Annotated in this window: 20 protein-coding genes, 1 tRNA gene and 1 pseudogene; 14 read left to right on the top strand and 8 right to left on the bottom strand. The window is 73.1% G+C overall.

What is annotated here, in order from left to right; all coding sequences use genetic code 11:
• The 11 genes and pseudogenes from GPJ59_RS16605 to GPJ59_RS16555 all read left to right on the top strand — a co-directional run.
• Nucleotides 1–807, top strand: a pseudogene (locus GPJ59_RS16605) (NADH-quinone oxidoreductase subunit C); the annotation flags it as partial.
• The gene (locus GPJ59_RS16600) at nt 804–1,763 is read left to right on the top strand and encodes a complex I subunit 1/NuoH family protein (RefSeq protein ID WP_219667923.1); all 960 of its coding nucleotides are present in this window, start codon (nt 804–806) and stop codon (nt 1,761–1,763) included. The pseudogene GPJ59_RS16605 and the gene GPJ59_RS16600, both read left to right, overlap by 4 nt.
• On the top strand, nt 1,763–2,422 hold the full coding sequence (locus tag GPJ59_RS16595; RefSeq protein ID WP_219667922.1) for a NuoI/complex I 23 kDa subunit family protein: 660 nt from the start codon (nt 1,763–1,765) through the stop codon (nt 2,420–2,422). Before GPJ59_RS16600 ends, GPJ59_RS16595 begins: the two co-directional genes overlap by 1 nt.
• Nucleotides 2,419–3,018, top strand: a complete 600-nt coding sequence (locus GPJ59_RS16590; RefSeq protein ID WP_219667921.1) for an NADH-quinone oxidoreductase subunit J family protein — start codon at nt 2,419–2,421, stop codon at nt 3,016–3,018. The genes GPJ59_RS16595 and GPJ59_RS16590 overlap by 4 nt, the downstream gene beginning before the upstream one ends.
• Nucleotides 3,018–3,395, top strand: coding sequence for an NADH-quinone oxidoreductase subunit NuoK (gene nuoK, locus GPJ59_RS16585; protein WP_219667920.1), 378 nt, complete (start codon nt 3,018–3,020; stop codon nt 3,393–3,395). The genes GPJ59_RS16590 and nuoK overlap by 1 nt, the downstream gene beginning before the upstream one ends.
• Entirely contained in the window at nt 3,392–5,407 is a 2,016-nt protein-coding gene (locus tag GPJ59_RS16580) for an NADH-quinone oxidoreductase subunit 5 family protein (RefSeq protein ID WP_219667919.1), read from the top strand. The genes nuoK and GPJ59_RS16580 overlap by 4 nt, the downstream gene beginning before the upstream one ends.
• Nucleotides 5,408–5,421: 14 nt before the next feature.
• Nucleotides 5,422–7,008 carry an NADH-quinone oxidoreductase subunit M gene (locus tag GPJ59_RS16575; RefSeq protein ID WP_219667918.1) on the top strand — a complete coding sequence of 529 codons (1,587 nt, stop codon included), beginning with the start codon at nt 5,422–5,424 and terminating at the stop codon, nt 7,006–7,008.
• On the top strand, nt 7,005–8,588 hold the full coding sequence (locus GPJ59_RS16570; protein WP_219667917.1) for an NADH-quinone oxidoreductase subunit N: 1,584 nt from the start codon (nt 7,005–7,007) through the stop codon (nt 8,586–8,588). The genes GPJ59_RS16575 and GPJ59_RS16570 overlap by 4 nt, the downstream gene beginning before the upstream one ends.
• Nucleotides 8,589–8,790: 202 nt before the next feature.
• Nucleotides 8,791–9,654 carry a zinc metalloprotease HtpX gene (gene htpX, locus GPJ59_RS16565; RefSeq protein WP_219667916.1) on the top strand — a complete coding sequence of 288 codons (864 nt, stop codon included), beginning with the start codon at nt 8,791–8,793 and terminating at the stop codon, nt 9,652–9,654.
• Nucleotides 9,651–10,043: a YccF domain-containing protein gene (locus GPJ59_RS16560; RefSeq protein ID WP_219667915.1), complete on the top strand. Its 393-nt coding sequence runs from the start codon at nt 9,651–9,653 to the stop codon at nt 10,041–10,043. The genes htpX and GPJ59_RS16560 overlap by 4 nt, the downstream gene beginning before the upstream one ends.
• A 51-nt stretch (nt 10,044–10,094) precedes the next feature.
• Nucleotides 10,095–10,625 carry an SMI1/KNR4 family protein gene (locus tag GPJ59_RS16555; protein ID WP_219667914.1) on the top strand — a complete coding sequence of 177 codons (531 nt, stop codon included), beginning with the start codon at nt 10,095–10,097 and terminating at the stop codon, nt 10,623–10,625.
• On the opposite strand, the gene GPJ59_RS16550 is transcribed toward GPJ59_RS16555, so the two are convergent.
• The 5 genes from GPJ59_RS16550 to GPJ59_RS16530 all read right to left on the bottom strand — a co-directional run bounded on the left by GPJ59_RS16550 (nt 10,609) and on the right by GPJ59_RS16530 (nt 15,321).
• Nucleotides 10,609–11,850: an APC family permease gene (locus GPJ59_RS16550; protein ID WP_219667913.1), complete on the bottom strand. Its 1,242-nt coding sequence runs from the start codon at nt 11,848–11,850 to the stop codon at nt 10,609–10,611. The two genes, GPJ59_RS16555 and GPJ59_RS16550, sit on opposite strands and share 17 nt — an antisense overlap.
• Nucleotides 11,851–11,860: 10 nt before the next feature.
• Nucleotides 11,861–13,309 (bottom strand): SulP family inorganic anion transporter, encoded by a 1,449-nt coding sequence (locus tag GPJ59_RS16545; RefSeq protein WP_219667912.1) that lies wholly within the window; start codon nt 13,307–13,309, stop codon nt 11,861–11,863.
• Between the two features lie 257 nt (nt 13,310–13,566).
• Complete coding sequence (locus tag GPJ59_RS16540; RefSeq protein ID WP_219667911.1) at nt 13,567–14,016, bottom strand: DUF6228 family protein; 450 nt, start codon at nt 14,014–14,016, stop codon at nt 13,567–13,569.
• Nucleotides 14,017–14,122: 106 nt separating this feature from the next.
• Nucleotides 14,123–14,560: a sporulation protein gene (locus tag GPJ59_RS16535; protein WP_219667910.1), complete on the bottom strand. Its 438-nt coding sequence runs from the start codon at nt 14,558–14,560 to the stop codon at nt 14,123–14,125.
• A 272-nt stretch (nt 14,561–14,832) separates the two neighbouring features.
• Nucleotides 14,833–15,321, bottom strand: a complete 489-nt coding sequence (locus GPJ59_RS16530) for a YajQ family cyclic di-GMP-binding protein (RefSeq protein ID WP_219667909.1) — start codon at nt 15,319–15,321, stop codon at nt 14,833–14,835.
• A 202-nt stretch (nt 15,322–15,523) separates the two neighbouring features.
• Between GPJ59_RS16530 and GPJ59_RS16525 the strand changes: the two genes are divergently transcribed.
• Nucleotides 15,524–15,605: transfer RNA gene (locus tag GPJ59_RS16525), tRNA-Tyr, on the top strand.
• A gap of 79 nt (nt 15,606–15,684) precedes the next feature.
• Here GPJ59_RS16525 and GPJ59_RS16520 read toward each other — a convergent pair.
• Entirely contained in the window at nt 15,685–16,347 is a 663-nt protein-coding gene (locus GPJ59_RS16520; protein WP_219667908.1) for an HNH endonuclease family protein, read from the bottom strand.
• 236 nt (nt 16,348–16,583) lie between these two features.
• On the opposite strand from GPJ59_RS16520, the gene fxsT reads away from it, so the two are divergent.
• Together fxsT and GPJ59_RS16510 are read left to right on the top strand one after the other, a co-directional pair.
• The gene (fxsT, locus tag GPJ59_RS16515) at nt 16,584–19,427 is read left to right on the top strand and encodes an FxSxx-COOH system tetratricopeptide repeat protein (protein WP_219667907.1); all 2,844 of its coding nucleotides are present in this window, start codon (nt 16,584–16,586) and stop codon (nt 19,425–19,427) included.
• A gap of 43 nt (nt 19,428–19,470) precedes the next feature.
• Nucleotides 19,471–19,905, top strand: coding sequence for a DUF3574 domain-containing protein (locus GPJ59_RS16510; protein WP_219667906.1), 435 nt, complete (start codon nt 19,471–19,473; stop codon nt 19,903–19,905).
• Nucleotides 19,906–19,953: 48 nt separating this feature from the next.
• On the opposite strand, the gene GPJ59_RS16505 is transcribed toward GPJ59_RS16510, so the two are convergent.
• Together GPJ59_RS16505 and GPJ59_RS16500 are read right to left on the bottom strand one after the other, a co-directional pair.
• Nucleotides 19,954–20,610: an SDR family oxidoreductase gene (locus GPJ59_RS16505; protein ID WP_219667905.1), complete on the bottom strand. Its 657-nt coding sequence runs from the start codon at nt 20,608–20,610 to the stop codon at nt 19,954–19,956.
• Between the two features lie 43 nt (nt 20,611–20,653).
• Complete coding sequence (locus tag GPJ59_RS16500; protein WP_219667904.1) at nt 20,654–21,907, bottom strand: amidohydrolase family protein; 1,254 nt, start codon at nt 21,905–21,907, stop codon at nt 20,654–20,656.
• Nucleotides 21,908–22,562: the final 655 nt, after the last annotated feature.

Here is a 22,562-nt window from a genome sequence, read left to right as displayed (position 1 = left end):
ACGACCAGCGCCCCGTCCCGGCCCCCCGCCCCGCCCACGCCCCCGCCCGGCCCGGCCCCGCCCTGGCACAACCCCAAGCCGGCCTTCGACGAGCCGACCCCCGCGACCGGCACCCCGCAGGCGAAGCCCGCCGACGCCCCGACTCCGGAGCCCGCCCCCCAGCCCGCGGCCACTGAGCCCGAGCCGGGGCCCACGCCCGGACCGGAGGCCGAATCCGCGCCGGGGTCGAAGGCCGAGCCGACGCCCGCGCCCGAGCCGAAGGCGCACCCCGAGCCCGAGCCGCAGGCTCAGCCCATGCCCGGTCCGGAGGCCGAATCCGCGCCCGAGGCGAAGGCCGAGCCCACTCCTGGGCCGGGGCACACGCCCGAGCCCGAGTCGCAGACTCGGCCCGCGCCGGGGCCGCAGGCCGAGCCCGCGCCCGAGCCGAAGGCGCACCCTGAGCCCGCGCTGCAGGCTCAGCCCGCGCCCGGGCCGGAGGCCGAATCCGCGCCCGAGCCGCAGGCTCAGCCCATGCCCGGGCCGGAGGCCGAATCCGCCCACCGGCCGAAGGCCGAGGCGTCGCCCGAGCCGGGGGCACACCCCGCGCCGGAGCGGAACGCCGAGCCCGCGCCCGGGCCGAAGCCCCAGCCCGCGCCCGAGCGGAAGCCCCGGCCCGGGCGCACGCCCGAGCCCGAGCCCGAGCCGCAGGCTCAGCCCATGCCGGGGCCGCAGACCGAGCCCCGGCCCACGCCCGAGCCGGAGCGGAACGCTCAGCCCATGACCCCGCCCGAACCGGAATCCACCCCTGACCCCGGAGGCGACGCGTGAACGACGTCCTCGACGTCGCCCTGCGACTCATCGTCGTCTTCGCCGTCTTCCTCGTGCTGCCGCTCGTCATCGGGCAGACCGAGCACAAGGTGATGGCCCACATGCAGGGCCGCCTCGGCCCCATGTACGCCGGCGGCTTCCACGGCTGGGCCCAGCTCGTCGCCGACGGCGTCAAGTTCGCGCAGAAGGAGGACGTGGTCCCGGCAGGCGCCGACCGCCGCATCTTCCAGCTCGCCCCCGCCGTCGCGCTCCTGCCGTACCTCCTCGTCCTCGTCGCCATCCCCGTCGGCCCGAGCGAGGGCGCGGTCGGGCAGGTCATCGACGCCGGCCTCTTCTTCGTACTGGCCGTCATGGGCGTCGGCGTCCTCGGCAGCGTGATGGCCGGCTGGGCCTCGGCCAACAAGTTCTCCCTGCTCGGCGGCCTGCGGACCGCCGCCCAGCTGCTCGCGTACGAGCTCCCGATGCTGCTCGCGGCGGCCTCCGTCGCCATGGCCGCCGGAACGGTCTCCCTCCCCGGCATCGTCGGCGCCTTCGAGTGGTGGTGGCTGCCCTGGCAGATCACCGGCGCCCTGGTGTTCTTCACCGCCGGCCTCGCCGAGCTCCAGCGGCCCCCCTTCGACATGCCCGTCGCCGACTCCGAGATCATCTTCGGCGCCTACACCGAGTACACCGGCCTGCGCTTCGCCCTCTTCCTCCTCGCCGAGTACGCCGGCATCGTCGTCCTGTGCGCCCTGACCACCGTCCTCTTCCTGGGCGGCTGGCACGGCCCCTTCGGCGGCGGCTGGGGCTGGACCCTGCTCAAGACCGCGGTCCTCGCCTTCGTCGTGATCTGGCTGCGGGTCAGCTACCCGCGGCTGCGCGAGGACCAGCTCCAGAAGCTGGCCTGGACCGTACTCATCCCGCTCGCGCTCGCCCAGATCGCGCTCACCGGCATCGTGAAGGTGGCGATCCAGTAATGCCTCCCATCCCCGGCTCCGGCCTCGCCAAGGGCCTCGCCGTCACCCTGCGCACGATGACGAAGCGGTCGCACACCGCCCAGTACCCCGACGCGCAGCCCGAGCTCCCGCCCCGCACCCGCGGGGTCATCGGGCTGTTCGAGGAGAACTGCACGGTCTGCATGCTCTGCGCCCGCGAGTGCCCCGACTGGTGCATCTACATCGACTCCCACAAGGAGACGATCCCGGCCGTCACCCCCGGCGGCCGTGAGCGCAGCCGCAACGTCCTCGACCGCTTCGCCATCGACTTCTCCCTCTGCATGTACTGCGGCATCTGCATCGAGGTGTGCCCCTTCGACGCCCTCTTCTGGTCGCCGGAGTTCGAGTACGCCGAGACCGACATCCGCGACCTCACCCACGAGCGCGACAAGCTGCGCGAGTGGATGTGGACCGTGCCGGCCCCGCCCGCCCTCGACCCGGCCGCCGAGGAACCCAAGGAGGTCGCGGCGGCCCGCAAGGCCGTCGAGAAGGCCGAAGCCGCGGCCGCCGCGGCAGCAGCCCAGGCCGCCGCAGCCGCAGCCCAGGACGCCCCGACCACCGGGCCCGGAACGCCCGGAACGCCCGGCACGCCCGGTACGCCCGGCACCCCGGAATCCCCGGCGGGAGGAACCGCCCGATGATCGGCACCACCCTGGCCGCGGCCGCCGCGGCAGGCTCCGGCGCGAGCCCCGGCTTCCTGTCGCCGAGCGGCGTCGAGATCGCCTTCTTGCTCGTCGGCCTCGCCACCCTCGGCGCGGCCGTCGTGACCGTCACGACCAAGCAGCTGGTGCACGCCGCCCTCTGGCTGGTCGTGGCGCTCGGCGGCATCGCCGTCGAGTACCTCCTGCTCACCGCCGAGTTCATCGCGTGGGTGCAGGTCCTGATCTACCTCGGTTCCGTGGTCGTCCTCCTCCTCTTCGGACTGATGCTGACCAAGGCGCCCATCGGCCCGTCGCCCGACGCCGACTCGGGCAACCGGTGGGTCGCCCTCGGCGTCGCCGTGGCCGCCGCCGGCGCCCTGGTCTGGGTCGTCGTGGACGCCTTCCGGACCACCTGGATCGACCTCGACGGACCCGTCCAGGGCTCCACCGCCGTGTCCGGCGAGATCCTCTTCCGGCACTGGGTACTGCCCTTCGAGGCGCTCTCCGTCCTGCTGCTGGCCGCGCTGATCGGAGCCATCGTGCTGTCCCGCAAGAACGGCGACACCGGCACCGCCCGCCAGGAGGGGAAGCGCTGATGCACCTCGCCTACCCCGCCGTCCTCGCGGCGCTGCTCTTCTGCACGGGCCTGTACGGAGTACTGGCCCGCCGCAACGCCATCCTGGTGCTGATGTCGGTCGAGCTGATGCTCAACGCCGTCAACCTCAACCTGGTGGCCTTCGACGTCTGGCTGCGCGACACCGTGCACGCCGGCCAGGCACTCACCCTCTTCACCATCGCCATCGCCGCCGCCGAGATCGGCATCGGCCTGGCCATCGTGCTGATGGTGTACCGCAACCGGGGCACCTCCGACGTGGACCGGCTGCGCGACACCGTCGAGGGGCGCGAGCCCGCGCCCACGTCCGACTCGGCCCCGGCCGAACCGACCGCCCCCCGGCCGGAGGTCGCCGCGTGACCACCACGACCCTCGCCGTCCTCGTCCCGCTGCTGCCCTTCGCCGGTGCGGTGGCGGGCCTGCTGCTGGGCCGCACGGCCCCCGGATTCGTCCGGCCGCTGGCCGTGCTGCCCACGCTGGCCGCCGCGGTCCTGGCCGTCCTGGTCGCCGTAAGCCAAGGCGGCGGCCGGCCGATCGACGTGGCCACCGAACTGACCCCGACCGGCTCGGTGCCCATCGACCTGGCCCTGTACCTGGACGGCTTCGCCGTGCTGACGGCCGTCCTGGTCGGCGTCGTGGCCACCTGCGTCCAGGTCTACTCCACGGCCTACCTGCGCGAGGACCCGCGCTACCCGTCGTACGCCGCTCTGGTCTCACTGTTCACCTCCGCCATGCTGCTCGTCGTCTACTCCGGCGACCTGATGGTGCTGCTGGTCGGCTGGGAGATCATGGGCATCTGCTCGTACTTCCTGGTCGGCCACTACTGGGAGACCGAGGCGGCCCGCTCCGCCTCCCTCAAGGCCTTCCTCGTCACCAAGCTCGGCGACGTGCCGTTCCTGATCGGCCTGTTCGCGCTCGCCGTCGACGCCGGCTCCTTCCGGATCACCAAGATCCTCGGCGCCGTCGCCGCGGGCGGACTCGACCACCCGACGCTGATCGCACTGCTCCTGCTGGCCGGCGTCGCGGGCAAGTCCGCGCAGTTCCCGCTGCACACCTGGCTCCCGGACGCCATGGCCGGCCCGACCCCGGTGTCCGCGCTGATCCACGCCGCGACGATGGTCGCCGCCGGTGTCTACTTCATCGCCCGTCTCCTCCCCGTCTTCACGGCGTCGCGCGCCGCGCTCGTCGTGCTGGCGGTCATGGCGGCGGTGACGATGGTCGGCTCCGGCCTGGCCGCCCTCGCCCAGGACGACATCAAGCGCGTCCTCGCCTACTCGACCGTCGGCCAGCTCGGCTACATGACCGGCGCCCTGGCCGTCGGCGACCGCGGGGCCGCCTTCTTCCACCTCCTGTCCCACGGCGCCTTCAAGGCGCTGCTCTTCCTCGGCGCCGGCGTGATCATCCACGCCGCCGGCACGAACTCCCTGTCCGCGATGGCCCGCATGGACGGACTGGCCAAGCGCATCCCGGACGCCTTCTGGACCATGACGATCGCGCTGCTCGCGCTCGCCGCGATCCCGCCCTTCGCCGGCTTCTTCTCCAAGGAAGCCGTCCTCGTGGCCGCCGAGCAGGCCGCCACCGGCCACTCCGACAGCGCCCCGAGCGCGGCCGGCTGGCTGGTGCTCGTCGCCGGTGTGCTGACCGCCCTGCTCACCGCCGCCTACGCCACCCGGCTGTGGCTGATGGCCTTCCGCGGCCGGGGCGCCGCCGCCCCCGACCACGGCAAGGAACCGCTCGCCATGACCGGCGTGCTGTGGCTGCTCGCCGTGCCGTCGATCGGCTTCGGCCTGGCCGCCGGCCCGCTGCCCGACTGGCTCGACGGACACGAGCTCTCCCCGACGGTAGCCACCGCCGTGCTCGGCACGGGCGCGGCCGTCATCGGCGTGGCGCTCACCTACGCCCTGTGGCAGCGCGCCGCCGCCCGGGCCGCCCGGGTCCCGGCCGGCCTGCCGACCGCCGCCGCCACCGCCGAGGCCGAGCACGCCGCCGTCGAATCGGCCGCCCAGGCGCCCGAGGTGGACGAGGTCACCCACGACCACCCGGCCGTCGTGGCCGGCGCGGTCCCCGACCCCGGCAAGGCCCTCCTCGGTCCGCTGTACCGGCACGCCGCCGCCGGCTTCCACCTGGACGCCGTCTACGCCGCCCTGTTCGTACGCCCCGTGCGCGCCGCCGCCGGCCTCGTCCACTTCCTGGACCGCGAGGTCGTCGAGACCTACGTACGCGGTGCGGGCGGCGCACCCCGGCTGCTCGGCGCCCTCGTCCGCCGGGCCCAGACCGGCAACGTGCAGAGCTACCTGAGCACCCTGTTCGCCGGTGCCGTGGTCCTGGCGATCGCCACCGCCGTCCTCGCCAACGTCAACGCCGGATCGTGAGCCGTGAGTCAGCCGTGATCGATATCAGCCCATCCGTGATGCAGTTCCTTCTGGCGTTCATCGTGGCCGGACCGCTCCTCGGCGCGCTCGCGGCCCTGCTGCCGCCCCCGCCCGGGCTCAAGGGCCGCAGCCCCGAGCAGGCCGTGCTGCGCCACGGCGTGACCGTGACCGGCGCCGTCCTCGCCGCGGCCGTCGCCCTCACCCTGGGCTTCGACCACGACACCCCCGCCCGCTTCCAGGCGACGACGGACATCAGCTGGATCCAGGCGCTGAACGTCCGGATCCACCTCGGTGTCGACGGCATCTCGCTCCCCCTCCTCCTGATGACCGCGCTGCTGTTCTTCCTGTGCGCGCTCTACTCCTACTTCAAGCTCCCGGCAGGCCCCTCCCCGAAGGCCTTCGTCTCGCTGCTCCTGGTCCTGGAGTCCGGCACCCTCGCGACCTTCGCCGTCCTCGACCTCCTGCTGTTCTTCCTGGCGTTCGAGATGGTGCTCATCCCGATGTACTTCCTCATCGCCCGCTGGGGCGGTGACCAGCGGCAGGCCGCCGCCTGGAGGTTCATCCTCTTCACGCTGCTCGGTTCCGTGGTCATGCTGCTCGGCCTGCTGCTGATCGGGATCAACAGCGGTACGTTCGACATGGTGGCACTGGCCACTGACAACGGCCGCGAACTCACGTACACCACCCAGCTCGTGGCCGCCGCCGCCATCGGCCTCGGCCTGGCCGTGAAGACCCCGATGTGGCCGCTGCACAGCTGGCTGCCGGACGCCCACACCGCCGCGCCCACCGTCGGCTCCGTCCTGCTCGCGGGCGTGCTGCTGAAGATGGGCACGTACGGGTTCGTCCGCATCCTGCTCCCGGTCACCCCCGACGGCATGCAGACCCTCGCGCCCTACCTCGCCGCGTTCGCCGCCGTCGGCATCGTCTACGGCTCCCTCGCCTGCCTCGCGCTGACCCGCAAGGGCGCCAAGGGCGACCTCAAGCGGCTCATCGCGTACTCCTCCGTCGGCCACATGGGCTTCGTCCTGCTCGGCATCGCGACCATGACCCCCACCGGCGTCAACGGCGCGCTCTTCGCCAACATCGCCCACGGCCTGATCACCGGCCTGCTGTTCTTCATGGTCGGCGCGCTCAAGGACCGCTGGGGCACCAGCGACCTGGACACCCTCGCCGGGGCCACCGGCGCCGCCCTGTACGGCCGCGCGCCGCGCATGGGCGCGCTGCTCGCCTTCGCCGCCGTCGCCTCCCTCGGGCTGCCGGGACTCGCCGGCTTCTGGGGCGAGATGCTGGCGCTGTTCGGCGCGTTCGAGCCGGCCGAGGGCCTGTCCCGGCCCGCGTTCCTCACCTTCATGGCGATCGGCGCCTTCGGCACCCTGCTCACCGCCGCATATCTTCTGATTGTCGTACGCAGGGTGTGCATGGGCGATCCGCACGCCCGTCCCGACGCCGCCCCCGCGGTCCTCGCGGACGTCCACGGCTACGAGTTCGCCGCCTGGACCCCCCTCGTCGCCCTGACCGTCCTCGCCGGCCTGTGGCCCGCGATCCTCCTCGGCCTCACCGACCCGGCCGTCCAGAAGCTCCTCGCAGGAGGCAACGCATGACGGCGCTGCTCACCACCGCCGCAGGCCCGGGCGCCAGCCTGGTCCAGACCGTCGACTGGCTCGCGATCGCCCCCGCCACCCTGCCCGCGGTCGTCGCCGTCGTCGTGCTGATCGCCGACCTGTTCCTGGACCGGCGCGGCAAGCCGGTCCTGGGCTGGATCTCCATCGCGGGCCTGGCCGCCTCCCTCGCGCTGCTGCTGCCGCTGCGCTCCGGCGACCGCTCCACCTTCTGCCTCGCCGACGCGCCCACGGCCTGCAGCTACACCGCCGACCAGTTCACGCTCGTCATCCAGTTCCTGGTCCTGGCCGGCGCCCTGCTCACCGCTCTGCTGTCGGTCACCGGCGCCCGCGAGGGCAGCCTGCCGGCCGGCGAGTTCTGGTTCCTGCTGCTCTCCTCGGCCGCCGGCGCCGCCCTGCTGCCCGCCTCCCGCGACCTCGCGACACTCATCGTCGCCCTGGAAGTGGCCTCGCTGCCCGCCTTCGCCCTCGTGGGCCTGCGCCGCGGCGACCGGCTCTCCTCCGAGGCCGCGCTGAAGTTCTTCCTCTCCTCGGTCACCGCGACCGCCGTCTCGCTGCTCGGCGTCAGCTTCGTCTACGCGGCCACCGGCACCCTGCACCTCACCCAGGTCGCCGACCGTCTGGAGGAGGTGCCCGCGCAGCTCGACACCCTCGCCATGGCGGGTGTCGCCCTCACCCTCATCGGCTTCGCCTTCAAGACCGCCGCCGTGCCCTTCCACTTCTGGGTCCCGGACACCTACGTCGGCGCCCCGCTGCCCATCGCCGGCTACCTCTCGGTCGTCGGCAAGGCCGTCGGCTTCACCGGCCTGATCCTCGTCACGGTGATCGCCTTCCCGTCGTACTCCGACATCTGGGGCCCGGCCCTCGCCGTGCTCGCCGCGCTCACCATGACCATCGGCAACGCCGCCGCGCTGCGCCAGGCACCCGACCGCGCGCACAGCGCCGTACGGCTGCTGGCCTGGTCCTCCGTCGGCCAGGCCGGCTACCTGCTGGTGCCGATCGCCGCCGCCGCGTACTCCGAGCGCGACGCGATCGGCTCGACCGTCGCGTACGCGCTGATGTATGCCGTCGTGAACCTCGGCGCCTTCGCGGTGGCGGCCCTGGTCGCCCGGACCGCGCCGGCGAACCGGATCAGCGACTACCGCGGGCTGTACGCGCGCCGCCCGCTGACCGCCCTGGCCCTCGCCTTCTTCCTGCTGTGCCTGGCCGGCCTGCCGCCCGGCATCATCGGACTCTTCGCGAAGGTCGTGGTCTTCCAGTCCGCGGTCGACGCGGGGCTGGGCTGGCTGGCCGTCGTGATGGCGGTCAACGTGGTCGTGGCGCTCTACTACTACCTCCAGTGGACGGCGGTGCTCTTCCGCGCGCCGAAGGCGGCGGAGGAGGCGGCTGCGGCCACCACCGCCCCGGCGGCCACGGCCACGGTCACGCCCACGGCCGCGCCCGCCCGGATCCCGGTCCCGATCTCGGTCGCGATCGCCGTCACCGGCGTCGTGGCGGTGGTGCTCTCCGGCGCCCCCGAGGCCGTCCTGCGCTACGCCGCCACCAGCCTCTTCCCGCAGTGACCAGCCTCTTCCCGCAGTGACCGGCGTACGGGCGCCCGTGCCGGCCGCACCGGCGCCCGTACCGCCCCGAACGGCGTAACGCCCGCCCCGGCCGTGCCCGGGAACCCGGCGCTCCCGCCTGGCGTTGACCAGGAAGGGAGGGTCCACTGGACCGTAGAACCCCTTGCCGGGTCCCCCTGCCGCACCACCTGGAGGGCGTACCGTGCACCGCCGGCACAACGGGCTGAAGACCGCCGTACTCCTCGGCGGGCTGTCCGCCATCATCATCGTCATCGGGAGCTTCTTCGGCCGGGCCGGTCTGATCGTCGCGGTCCTGGTCGCCCTCGGCACCAACGCGTACGCGTACTGGAACAGCGACAAGCTGGCTCTACGCGCGATGCGTGCCCGCCCCGTCAGCGAGTTCGAGGCGCCCGCGCTCTACCGCATGGTCCGGGAGCTCTCCACCTCCGCACGCCAGCCGATGCCCCGGCTCTACATCTCCCCGACCGAGGCGCCGAACGCCTTCGCGACCGGGCGTAACCCGCGCAGCGCGGCCGTGTGCTGCACCGAGGGCATCCTGCGCATCCTCGACGAGCGGGAGCTGCGCGGCGTCATCGGCCACGAGCTCAGCCACGTCTACAACCGCGACATCCTCATCTCGTCGGTCGCCGGAGCGCTCGCCTCCGTGATCATGTTCCTGGTGAACTTCGCCTGGCTGATCCCCATCGGCCGGTCCGACGACGACGAGGGCCCCGGCCTGCTCGGCATGCTGCTGATCATGATCCTCGGGCCGCTGGCCGCGACCGTGATCCAGCTGGCCGTCAGCCGCTCCCGCGAGTACGAGGCCGACGCCTCCGGCGCCCAGCTCACCGGCGACCCGCTGGCGCTGGCCGGCGCGCTGCGCAAGCTGGACGCCGGCACCAGGCAACTGCCGCTGCCGCCCGAGCCGCGCCTGGAGACCGCCAGCCACATGATGATCGCCAACCCCTTCCGCCCGGGCGCCGGACTGACCAAGATGTTTTCCACCCACCCACCCATGGCCGAGCGGATCGCCCGGCTCGAACAGATGGCAGGCCGCAGGCAGTGAAGACAATCCTGAACCTCATATGGCTCGTGCTCAGCGGGTTCTGGCTGTTCCTGGGCTATTGCCTGGCCGGCCTGATCCTCTGCATCACGATCATCGGCATCCCCTTCGGTGTCGCCTCCTTCCGCATCGCGCTCTATGCGCTGTGGCCCTTCGGCTACACCACCGTCGAGCGGCGCGACGCCGGCGCCGGATCGGCCATCGGCAACATCCTGTGGCTGGTCCTGGCGGGCTGGTGGCTCGCCCTCGGACACATCTTCACGGGCATCGCCCTGTGCATCACGATCATCGGCATCCCGTTCGGCATCGCCAACTTCAAGATGATCCCCATCTCGCTGCTGCCGCTGGGCCGCGAAATCGTCCCCACGGACGCGCCGTTCGCCACCCGCTAGGGTTATCCACAGGGCTGTCGCGCTGTCGGTGGGCGGGTCCACGATGGGGCCATGAACGAGACCGAGCAGGAGCAGTTGCTGGAGCGCGTGGCCGCGCACGTACGCACGTCCCGGCAGGGGGCCGAGGGCCCTCTGCCGGCCGTCGCGAGCGCCGTGGAGGTGGCCCGGGTCGAGCGCATAGCCGCAAGCCCCCTACCGCCACTGCTGACCGGGCTCTACACCCGTGTGGCCAACGGCGGATTCGGCCCGGAGTACGGCCTGCTGACGCTGGAGCAGGCCATACGGACCTACGAGGACATGCGGGCCTCCGCGTGGCGCTGGCCCGAAGGCGTGCTCCCCATGGCCGACTTCGGCTGCGGGATGCTGATGTGCGTGGACTGCCGCTCCGACACGGCCCAGGTCCTGCTGTTCGACCCCAACCCGGGAGACCCCGACCTCGCCTGGTACGTCGACGCGCCCGGCCTCGCCGACTGGCTGCGCGGCTGGCTCGACGGCACGGCCTGGTTCTGCGAAGAATCCGGCGCGGGGGAGGAGTTCGACCTGGAGCTTGCGCCCTGGCCCGACCTCAGATCCCGGACCTGAGGCGCCCGCGCCGCACCGCGTACACCAGCGCGCCCAGCGCAAGCACCGCTGCACCCGCCACCGCCGACGCGGCCGGCAGCGTGCAGGCGAGCACCAGACAGCCGGCCAGCCCGGACGCTGCCACGGCCCGACCCTTGACACCTGAATCGAGCGTCCACGCGGAGGCGTTCGCGATCGCGTAGTAGACCAGCACTCCGAACGAGGAGAAGCCGATCGCGCCCCGCACGTCCACCGTGGCGGCCAGCACCGCCACCACCGCCCCCACGGCGAGCTCCGCATGCTGCGGCACCTGGTGGCGGGGATGCACGGCGGCCAGCGTGCGGGGCAGATGGCCGTCCCGGGCCATCGCCAGCGCCGTCCGCGACACCCCGAGCACCAGCGCCAGCAGCGAGCCCAGTGCCGCCAGCGCCGCGCCCGCCCGGACCACCGGGGCCAGTCCGGGCCGGCCCGCCTCCCCTACCGCGTCGGCCAGCGGCGCCACCGACGCGGCCAGCCCGTCCGCACCGAGCACCGACAGCGCCGCCACGGCCACCGCGGCGTACACCACCAGCGCGATCCCCAGGGCCACCGGCACGGCCCGCGGGATCGTCCGCTGCGGATCGCGCACCTCCTCGCCCAGGGTGGTGATCCGCGCATAGCCCGCGAACGCGAAGAACAACAGCCCGGCCGCCTGGAGCAGCCCGGCCACACCTCCGGCAGCCCCCGCCGTCAGCCGCCCGGAGTCCGCCGCCGGAGAGGTCAGGCATGCCACCACGACCCCGGCGAGCACCGCCAGTACCGCCGCCACGATCAGCCGCGCGATCCGGGCGGACTTCTGCACACCCCCGTAGTTCGCCGCGGTCAGCGCCACCACCGCCGCGACCGCCACCACGTGCTCCCGGCCGGGCCAGACGTACGCCCCGACGGTCAGCGCCATCGCCGCGCAGGACGCGGTCTTGCCGACCACGAAGCCCCAGCCGGCCAGATATCCCCAGAAGGGCCCGAGCCGTTCGCGCCCGTACACGTACGTGCCCCCGGACGCCGGATACCGGGCGGCCAGCCGCGCCGAGGAGTGCGCGTTGCAGTAGGCGACCACCGCCGCCACGGCCAGGGCCCACAGCAGGCTGCTGCCCGCCGCCCGGGCCGCAGGGGCGAGCGAGGCGAAGATCCCCGCGCCGACCATCGCGCCGAGACCGACGACGACCGCGTCGAAGACACCCAGAGTGCGCCTCAATTCACGTTCCACGGGGCGGAGACTAGCCGGGTTCCGTGGCCTCCTCCCGGCCGGGTACCGGCCGGCTCCCCGACTCCCGCTGCCGGGCCCAGCCGTCGAGGGCGGTCAGACACGCGTGGTCGAGATGGCGCAGCCCGCTCAGGTCGAGCCGCACCTTGCGGTCGCCCGGCTGGGCCTCCAGCACGTCCAGCAGCTTGGGCAGCCGCAGGAAGCTGGCGTTGCCCACCACCCGCAGGCAGAGCGTGTCCTCCTCCCACACCTGCTCCACGTGCACGTGGGAGGTCTCCCAGGCGGCCTTGGCGACCGCCAGCACCAGCCCCAGCAGCACCCCCTCGAAGAGGTTCGTGGCCACGATCGCCCCGGCCGTCACCACCAGCACCACCGCCTCGCCCCGGTGCGTACGCCACAGCGTCACCACGGCCTTGCCGGGCAGCAGCTTCCAGCCGGCGTGCAGCAGCACCCCCGCCAGGGCGGCCAGCGGCACGGCGGACAACGCCTGGGGCACCGCCACGGCGAACAGCAGCAGCCAGGCACCGTGCAGCACCCTGGCCGCCCGGGTCCGGGCCCCGGCCTCCGCATTGGCGGCGCTGCGCACGACCACGGCCGTCATGGGCAAGGCCCCGAGCAGCCCGCACACGGCATTGCCCACCCCCTGGGCCACGAGCTCCCGGTCGTAGTCGGTGCGCGGGCCGTCGTGCATCCGGTCCACGGCGGCCGCGCTGAACAGCGTCTCGGCGGAGGCGATCAGCGCCAGGGCGACCACGGTGCCGACAGCCGCGGGGGAGGCCAGCACCGCCAGCTCCGTGCCGCTCAGCGGATCGACCACGTCCAGCACCCCGGAGACCCGCACCCGCTCCACCGGCAGGGACAGGGCCGCCGCGGCCGCGGTCGCGGCGGCCACCCCGACCAGCGCCCCCGGCACGACCCGCACCCGGGCCGGCAGCCGCTGCCAGCCGACGACGACCAGCACGGTCCCCACGCCCAGGGCCACCGCGGCCCACTCGGCCCGCCCGGCGAACCCGGACAGCCCGCTCACCTTGGCCGGCATCCCGCCGGGCGCGGTGACGTCGCCCAGCGCGTAGATCTGGCCGGCGATCAGCACCAGCCCGATCCCCGCCAGCATGCCCTGCACGACGGCGACGGAAATCGCCCGGAACCACCGGCCCAGCCGCAGCGCCCCCATGCCCAGCTGCAGCATCCCGGCGGCCAGCACCAGTACCCCGAGCGCGGTCAGCCCGTAGACCCCCACGGCCTCGTAGACGAGCACGGTCATCCCCGCGGCGGGCCCGCTGACCTGGAGCGAGCTGCCCCGGAAGCACCCGACCACGAGCCCGCCCACCACTCCGGTGACGATCCCCAGCTCCGCCGGCACCCCGGAGGCGACGGCGATCCCGACACAGAGCGGAAGCGCGACCAGCGCGACGACCACGGACGCCCCGAAGTCGTCGCGGAGAGTGCCGGCCCCAGGCATGCGAGAACCCCCTGCCACGCGGTGATGGATGCCACCAGCCTGGTGGGAGCACCCATGCACGCCAAGTGACCACAGGGGGCTTCGCAGAAGCACGCGCCGCACACGCGCGGCTCACACCCACCGGGCGCCGCCCGAACGCCCGCGCACAGCTCAGCGATACGCGCCCGGCCGACTCACGTCCCGTACGGCCTGGGCGCCCATGCCGAAGGCACATCGCGGGCGATCGCCGAGGCGGTCCCCGGCGCCTGCTGTGGCTGTCATGAGTCGGTCACAAGGAAGGCGCGGATCTCGGTGGCGAGGTTGCGCATGTCCTCGCCTGCTGCATGCACTGTAGTGGTCTCGAAGTGCCATTCCTCGGACGGCGGGCGGTCATGAAGCCCCCACGTCAGATGGACGTAGCCTCTCGGGTCGTGTGTGGCCGAGAGCGTCAGGTCGTGCTCCAGAGACCGCCAGGTGCGCGCTCCCTCCCACCCGCGGAAGTCTTCGGCCAACTCGTCGAGGAAGGAGTCGAGGCCGTCACCCGCCCACGTGCGGACGGACACCTCGACGCTCACCCACTCACCCCGTGCTCGCACGCAGAAGTCGAGCATCAGATCGTTCTCGATCTCCGGGAACGGGCGAGTGGGTTCGGAGAAACACAACCGGACGGCCCGCGGGCCGGCATCCCTTACGCCGACGACCACACCGGTCGACTCTGACTCGATCATCTGCGCAGGCTAAAGGGCGATGCGGGCCTGTGACCACGTCTTTCTCTCCGACTGTGTGGACGGGCCACCCGCATTCGTGCGAGGTGTGCGCCGACCGGCGGACTGTTCAGCGTGCCAGCAGCGCCACTTCATCGATCCACCGGCGGACTTCCGCGAGCCAGTCGATCCGCTCCACGTCGTGGTGCGCCGCGATGAAGCGCCGCGCCGGACCTCTGTCGTCCCAGTACCGCCGCTCGGGTGCAGCAGAGCGGACGAAGATCTCGCAGCCGACCGCGTTGGTGAGGACGGTGACCTCCAGATCGCCCAGCCCACGGGTGGGCGCGAGGGCGGTGAGAAGGAAGGACTGATGGAAGTCGAACAGCTGGTCCACCTCCGGGAGGCGCTGGTCCACCAGTTCGGCGGACCCGCACACGAAGCCCTCCTCCGCGAAGGCGTTCAGTATCGCCTCGTGGAGCGGAAGCGCGGACACACGGAGAAGGTCCAGCACCTGCGTGTCGACCTCGACCGACGTGCCGTCGATCCGCCGCAGCAGCCGCTTGAACATCCGGGTACAGCCCCCTGACACGTTGACGGGACGGCAGGCCGGCGCGCTGCCGGATACCGGACGCCGCCACGCCCTCGGCGCTCCGTCGACGTGGCGGCGCGGAGGAGCTCCGAGCCGATGGCTCGGTCGAAGCCCGCGATGGGGTCGGCCCGGCCCTCCTCACGGCGAGGAGGGCACATCAAGCGGCGCCGATCGACGCTGTCTTCAGCGTTGCGCCCTCGATGTGCCCTCCCAGGCCGCAAGCTAGCGTTTCCGCAGCTCAGATGGGTCTGCTAGCGGTAGTTCACGAACTGGATCGCGAAGTCCAGGTCCTTGCCCTTGAGGAGCTGCTGGACGGCCTGGAGGTCGTCGCGGCTCTTGGAGCTGACGCGCAGCTCGTCGCCCTGGACCTGGGCCTTGACGCCCTTGGGGCCCTCGTCGCGGATGATCTTGGCGACCTTCTTGGCGTTCTCCTGGGAGATGCCCTCCTGGATCGTCGCGAAGATCTTGTACTCCTTGCCGGACAGCTGCGGCTCGCCCGCGTCGAGCGCCTTGAGCGAGATCTGGCGCTTGACCAGCTTGGTCTCGAACACGTCGAGGACGGCCTTGACCCGCTCCTCGGAGTTGGCCTCCATCAGGATCTTGTCGCCGGACCAGGCGATGGAGGCTCCGGTGCCCTTGAAGTCGTAGCGCTGCGAGAGCTCCTTGGCGGCCTGGTTGAGGGCGTTGTCGACCTCCTGCCGCTCGACCTTCGAGACGATGTCGAAACTGGAGTCGGCCATGTGCTGTGGCTCCTTGAAGTCGGCTGGGATTGCTCAGAGGAAAGCGGCCGGGCACCTGCCCGGACCACTGCGCAAAGCCTAGCCACCGCATCCGGCGGAAGCGCTGATCAATCCGGTGGCGAAGCACCCCCGAGCATCAGGTATCGTTTACGTCGTTGCCAGGGAGAACCGCCGAAAGACGGACTCGCCGGCGACATCCCATGGCGGTGTGCCCGAGTGGCCAATGGGAGCGGACTGTAAATCCGTCGGCTTAGCCTACCCAGGTTCGAATCCTGGCGCCGCCACGCGAAGAAAGCCCCTCTGATCTGCGGAAACGCAGCAGAGGGGCTTCTTCGGTCTTCAGGGGCCCTGCGGGCGGCCGGGCTACGGTGCGCGTTCGTAGGTGACCGTGGTGGTCGGGCAGGCTTCCGCGTGCTGGGCCAGGGCCTCCTGTTCGGCGAGGTCGAGGGCGAGGCCCCAGCGGAGTTTGGTGGCGGTCCACTCCGAGACGTACCGGCACGTCGCGTCCACGGCCGGCGGCAGCCACTCGGCCGGGTCCTGGTCGGCCTTGCTGCGGTTCGAGGCGGCGGAGACGGCGACCAGGGAGCGCTCGCTGTCGAGGTCGTTCGCGTAGGCCTCGCGGCGTTCGGGGGTCCACTGGGAGGCCCCGGAGTCCCACGCCTCGGCGAGCGGCACCATGTGGTCGACGTCGAGAGCGCTGCCCGGGCTGAGCCACTTCGCGTCGTAGTAGCTCCACCAGAGGCCGCCGGCCAGTTTGCACCCCGGCAGCACCTCGGGGGCCTGTCGGGCCTCGGCGAGGAGGACCTCGGCCCTGGTGTTGCAGCCGTCGGTGGGGATCTTGCCGGAGTTCCAGTGTCTGAACGAGGTGCGTTGATAGCCGTCGCGGGACTCGGCGGCGAGGGGCAGGGCCTTCACCGCGTCGGCCAGGGGGAGGGTCGTGTCGGCGGCATGGGCCGGGGTGCTCAGGGTGAGGGGCAGGACGGCGAGTGCGGCGGCCGTGACGGCGCGCAGGAGGGGGTGAATCACGAGGAGCAGAGTTGACGTTCTGCAACCCGATCGAGTGGATCGACTCGAACCCGTGCGCCAAGTAGAGGCGCCTGTTCACCGGAGAAGCGTTTCTGCGGCCCCTTCGACCGTGGCGACGGTCAGCGGGGCCTTCTTTCGGCAATCCGCCGTCCCTGGCATGCGGTAGGCGGGATCATGAGGTGACGGTGACCACATCATCGGCACGAGCACCGCAGGGTGATTCCGGGGGGACGGGAATGGCCGACGGCAACCAGCGCTTCTTCATCAGCTACGCGGGCATCGACCGCCCCTGGGCCGAGTGGGTCGGCTGGCACCTGGAGCGGGCCGGGCACCGGGTCGTGCTCGACGTGTGGGACTGGCGCACCGGCGACGACTTCGTCGACCACATGGATCGCGCCCTCGCCGGGGCCGACGCGGTGGTCGCACTGTTCTCCCGGGCCTACTTCGACCCCGAGCGCTGGACCCGCGAGGAACGCAACGCCACCGTCGCCCTGCGCAGCCGGGTCATCCCGCTCGCCCTCGAACCCCTCGTCATGGCCGACATCCCGGCGACGCTGGCCGCGAAGCTCCGCAAGAACCTCCACGGCCTGGGCGAGGTGGCTGCCCTGGAGGCGCTGAAGGAGGCCGTCAACGGCGGCAGCCGGCCCGACGGGCCGCCGCCGTTCCCGGGCCCGGGCGGGCGGCAGGCCCCTCCGGGCGGCGCCGGCGCCGCGGCGGGCGAGACCGCCCCGGCGGGCGATGACTTCCCCACGGGCGAGGACTTCCGGGCCGCCGAGCACCTGGCACCCCGGCTGCCCCGTGTCGACGGAGAGCCCGAGGTGTGGAAGGCCGACCGCCGCAACCCCGACTTCGCCGGCCGCGAGGCGCAGATCGTGGCGCTCCGCGAGGACCTGCTCAGCGGCCGGCAGGCCGTCGTACGGGCCCTGCACGGCATGGGCGGCATCGGCAAGACGCAGATCGCGCTGGAGTACGCGCACCGGTTCAAGGCCCAGTACGACATCGTCTGGTGGATCGACGCCGAGCAGGCCGACCAGATCCCCGTCCACTACACCGAACTCGCCGACCGCCTCGGCATCGCCAAGCCCGAAGCCGGCTCCGAGTCCAACGCCCGGGCCCTGCTGAGCGCCTTACGGACGCGCCCCCGCTGGCTGCTGATCCTCGACAACGCAGAGCAGCCCGCCCAGATCGCCCCCTGGCTGCCGGAGGGCCCCGGCCACGTCCTGATCACCTCGCGCAACCCGGACTGGCACGGGGTGGCCGCGCAGACGCCGCTGGAGGTCTTCACCCGCGCGGACTCCCTCGCGTACCTGACGGCCCGCGTGACGGGCATCCCGACCGACCAGGCCGACCTCCTCGCCCAGGACCTCGGCGACCTCCCCCTGGCCCTGGCCCAGGCGGCCGGGGTCGTGGGCAGCGGCATGACCGCCGAGCACTACCGCGAGCTGCTCGCCACCAACACCGAGCGGATCCTCAGCGAGAAGGCTCCGCAGGGCTACGCCGCATCGCTCGCCGCCGCCGTGGAGATCGCCGCGGGCCGACTCGGCAACGAGCATCCGGAGGCGGTGTCGGTCCTGATGCTGGGCGCCTTCTTCGGGCCCGAGCCCATTCCCCTCGCATGGCTCGAAGGCGTCCGCCCCGCCCTGCGGTCGCTCGCCGACGCCGAGGGCGACCTCATGTGGCCCCAGCCGGAGCTGGCCTCGCTCAGGCGCTACGGGCTGGTCCGCCTGGACCGGGCGACGTTCCAGATCCACCGCCTCACCCAGGGGGTGCTCCGGGACCGGACCGCGCCCGAACAGGCCGGGCTGATCCGCGCCGACGTCGCCACCGTGCTGGCCGCCATCGACCCCGGCGATCCGAAGCGACCGGAGAACTGGCCGGCCTGGGCCTCGCTGACCGCCCACCTCACCGCCCAGCCCGACCTGTGCGCCGAGCGCCCGGAGCTTCGGCGGACGCTGCTGGGGGCGGTTCACTTCCTCCTCCACAGCGGTCGGACGAGAACGGCGCACAGCGTGGCGTCGTCCCTGTCCGAGGTGTGGATCGCGAGCCTGGGCAAGGAGGACCCGGACACCCTGACGTGCCTGCAGTACCTCGGACACGCGACGGCCGAAGGAATCGACGCCGGCGGAGCCGTGCCGTTGATCAAGGAGACCCTTGAGCTGCGTCGACGGGTCCTTGGGGAGGACCATCCGGACACGCTGCAATCACTCAACGACCTCGGGGCCACGATGAGCAGGCTGGGCCGCCACCGCGATGCCCAGGACCTTGCCGAGGAGGCGTTCGCCCGGCGCCGGAGAGTGCTGGGGGAGGACCATCCGGACACCTTGCAGTCGGCCAGCAATGCCGCCGCCGCCCTGTTCGGACTGGGCGAGGTCAGGGAAGCCGAGCGGATGGCCCAGGACGCGCTCGTCCGGGGGCGGCAGGTCCTGGGTGACGACCATCCGACCACGCTGAAACTCGGTGCGATGCTCCCGACCATCCTGATGCAACTGGGCGAGTTCGGAAAAGCCTTTCGGATGGCCGAGGAATCACAGCTGCGGCTGGCTCGCACCCTCGGCGACGACCATCCCGACACCATCGGATCGGCCGAGGCCGTGGCTCTGGCCCTGCGTGGCCTGGGGAGGCGCCAGGAGGCGTACGAGGCCGCTCGGGACGTGCTGGACCGCAGGCGGCGGGTGTTCGGCGGTGATCATCCGCGCACCCTGCAGGCGGCCTCGCAGGTCTCCCTCGCACTGCGTGAACTGCGCGAGGTCGCCGAGGCTCACGAGCTGGCCCAGGACACCTTGGCGCGGGCGCGGCGGGTGCTCGGGGACGACCATCCCGCGACGGTGGTCGGGCAGGCGGTCGCAGGCGCCGCCCTCGGCTCACTGCAGCGGTACGACGAAGCGGTGGAGCTCCTCAAGGACGCCCTCGACAGGCAGCGGCGCATCATCGGCAGCGGCCACCCGGACACCCTGGGCACGGCCAGACTCCTGGCCGAGGTGTACATCGCCATGCGCAAGCCCTTCGCGGCGCAGCGGTTGCTCATGGGGCAGGTCAAGCAGACGAAGCAGGCCAAGCGCGGCCGGAAGGGGAAGAAGTAGGCGATCTGCGCATCCACCGGGCTGCAGTGTCGTTTGACCACGCGTGAAGTGGACAACTGAGGCGCGGGGCAAGGTCGGCGGCGGGGTTCTGCTCATGCTGCTCGGGGCGGGGATTCCGGCACTGGTCGGGGCGTTGCAGGGAGACGTCGGGCAGCCCTACCACGAGACCAGGCTGTACTTCGGCACCCAGCGCGCGCACGGCGGCGAGATCGGGGAGAAGGAGTTCACGGAGTTCCTCGACCGCGCGGTGACACCCGCGTTCCCGGAGGGGCTCACCCTCCAGGAGGGGCGCGGGCAGTGGCGCGAGGCGGACGGCGACATCGTGCGCGAGCACTCGTACGAACTCGTGCTGCTCTACCCCGAGAAGGAGGCCGAGAACCGCAGCGTGCACATCGAGCGGATCCGGCGGGCGTACCAGACCGACTACGACCAGGACTCCGTAGGGCGTTCCGACGACCAGGTGAAGGTCGACTTCTGAAGGGCGGGGCGGGGGTCGAGCGGCGCGCCGAGTGGCTTGTGCCGGGCGTCAGTTGCCCGCCACGTCCTTGACCGCCACCGGGAACGGCGTGGAGCCGGAGACGAGTTCCAGCGTCAGCCCCGCCGTCGCCGGGGTCTCCACCAGCTCGGCCACGACCGCCGCCACGTCGTCGCGCGGCACTGCCCCGCGGCCCGTCCGGGCGGCCAGGTGGACCAGGCCGGTACCCGGGTCGTCGGTCAGCGCGCCGGGGCGCAGGATCGTCCACTCCAGGCCCAGCCGGGTGCGTACGTGGTCGTCCGCCTCGCCCTTGGCGCGCAGATAGGCGTCGAACACCTCGTCACCCGGATGCCGGGCGTCGGCGCCCATCGAAGAGATCATCACGAAGCGGCTCACCCGCGCCCGTTCGGCCGCATCGGCGAACAGCACCGCCGCGCCCAGGTCCACGGTGTGCTTGCGCGCCGCGCCGCTGCCCGGTCCGGCGCCCGCCGCGAAGACGGCGGCCTCCGCGCCCTGGAGAATCGCGGCGACCTGCTCGACGGAGGCCGACTCCAGGTCGCACAGCACCGGTTCGGCGCCTGCCTCCCGCAGGTCGTCGCCCTGTGCCAGGTTCCGGATGATGCCCGCGACCTCGTAGCCGCGCGCGCTGAGCAGCCGCTCCAGCCGCAGTGCGATCTGACCGTGTCCACCCGCGATGACGATGCGCATGGTCCGACCGTACGACGCCCGGCGCCCGCCTGCCCGCAAGCGCTCAGGGGCCTGGCTCCATACGGCCCTGCCGGGGGAGGTCCAGGGCCACCGCGACGGCCGAGTCGCAGTACTCCCGCACCGCGCTGGTACGGGCCACCACCCGGCCGCGGTGGATGACGATCCGGCTGTAGGCCAAGGAGAGCACGGCGGCGATCCGGTCGCCGCGTACGGCGAGCAGCTCGGCCGGGAAGCCTGCCTCGACCCGGACCTCCGGCAGGCCCATCGCCTCCCGGGACGCGGCACTGATCGCCTCGTACGCCTCGGCCGGGCGCAGTCCGCCCTGCGAGGCGAGCAGGTAGCCGGCCTCCAGCGGGTCGCCGCGGCCGACCGGGTTGGCGGCGTCGCGCAGGGCGCCGCTGCCCGCGGCGACCCGGACCCCGGCCGCGCGCAGCAGCCGGACCGGGGCCGAACGCGGACTGCGCCGTTCCAGAGCCGCGCAGTTGCCCTGGGGCAGACAGGTCACCCGTACGCCGGCCGCGGCGAGCTGGTCGGCGGCGCGGGCGGCGGCGTCGAGGGGGAGCCGGGACAGGCCGGCGCAGGGCCCGATGGACACCCCGGGGCGCAGCCCGCCGGCCATCGCCGCGAGCCGGGCCAGCCGGGCCGGGTCGTCGCCGTCGGTGTGCAGGTCGACGGGGCAGCCGTGTTCGGCGGCCAGTTCGAGTACGGCCTCCAGGAAACCGGTCGGGTCGGGGTCGAGGTCGGGGCAGCCGCCGACCACGGCCGCGCCCATCTTGACCGCGTCGCGGAGCATCGCGAGACCGTCGGCGCCGGCCACCCCGGTGAGCAGCCGGGGCACGGCCACGGCGGTGAGGTCGGTGAGGCCGCGCAGGGAGCGGCGGGCCTGGAGGACCGCCTCCAGCGGGCGCAGGCCGTGGACGTCGCCGATGCGGACGTGCGAGCGGACGGCGGTCGCTCCGTGGCCGAGCTGGAGCAGTGCGGCCTCGGTGGCCCGGCGCTGGACCTCGTCGACCGTGTACGGCACCGGGCCGTCGGCGTCGGCGGTGAGGGCGGTGTCGCCGTGGGCGTGCGGTTCGGCGGGGGCGGGGAGCAGGAGGTAGCCGCTCAGGTCGACACGGGACGGGGCCGGGGAGGGCAGGCTGCCCGCCGTGCCGACGGCCTGGATGCGGCCCCCGCCGAGTCGGACGTCGACCGTCCGCCCGTCCGTGAGCCGGGCGCTGGCGAGCAGCAGCGTGGTCGGGTCGGCGGCCGAGCCGTGGTGCGCGGCGCCGGGTCCGGGGGCGGGGCTGTCGGGCATCGCGCTCCTGCGGTGGCTCGGGCGGGTCCCGGGCCCTGGCCGCAACCACGGCCCAAGATCACGCAACGTCCTCAGAGCGTAGGGCGCGGGGGTCCGCGCTTCGGGGAAGAGCGCAATAGTCGTACCGCGACGTGGTGCCCAGCCCCCTCCCGGGGCCACCGGGGCCACCGGGGCCGCCGGGGCCGCCGGGGCCGCCGGGGTCACCGGGGTCCCCGGACCCGGCGCCACGGCCCCCGGAACCCGGCGCCTCCCGGAACCCGGCGCCCCGGCGCCCGGACCCGGCACCTCCCGGACCATGAGGCTCCGCTTCCGGGGCCCCGGGGCTTCCGGAAGCGGGCTCGCGCCCGTACGCCCATCGCGTCCCGGTCTGCGCCGCCATCGGGCCGCGGCTTGCGCCTGCCTGATTCCGGGCCGGCCCCGGAGCCGTAGGCCCGGGCCCGCGCCGCTACCCGCTCCGGGCCTGCGCCCGCTCCGGGTCCAGCGGCCGACCTCCGCCTCGTCTCCGGCCCCGGGGCCTGTGCCGGTCCCGGGCCTGTGCCGGTCCCGGGCCTGTGCCGGTCCCGGGCCTGTGCCGGTCCCGGGCCTGTGCCGGTCCCGGGCCTGTGCCGGTCCCGGGCCTGTGCCGGTCCCGGGCCTGTGCCGGTCCCGGGCCTGT

Origin of the sequence: Streptomyces bambusae (assembly GCF_019400985.1) — a bacterium.
Taxonomy (GTDB): Bacteria; Actinomycetota; Actinomycetes; order Streptomycetales; family Streptomycetaceae; genus Streptomyces; species Streptomyces bambusae_A.
The sequence above is the reverse complement of the archived record's forward strand: the minus strand, read 5'-3'. Positions and strand labels throughout refer to the sequence as shown.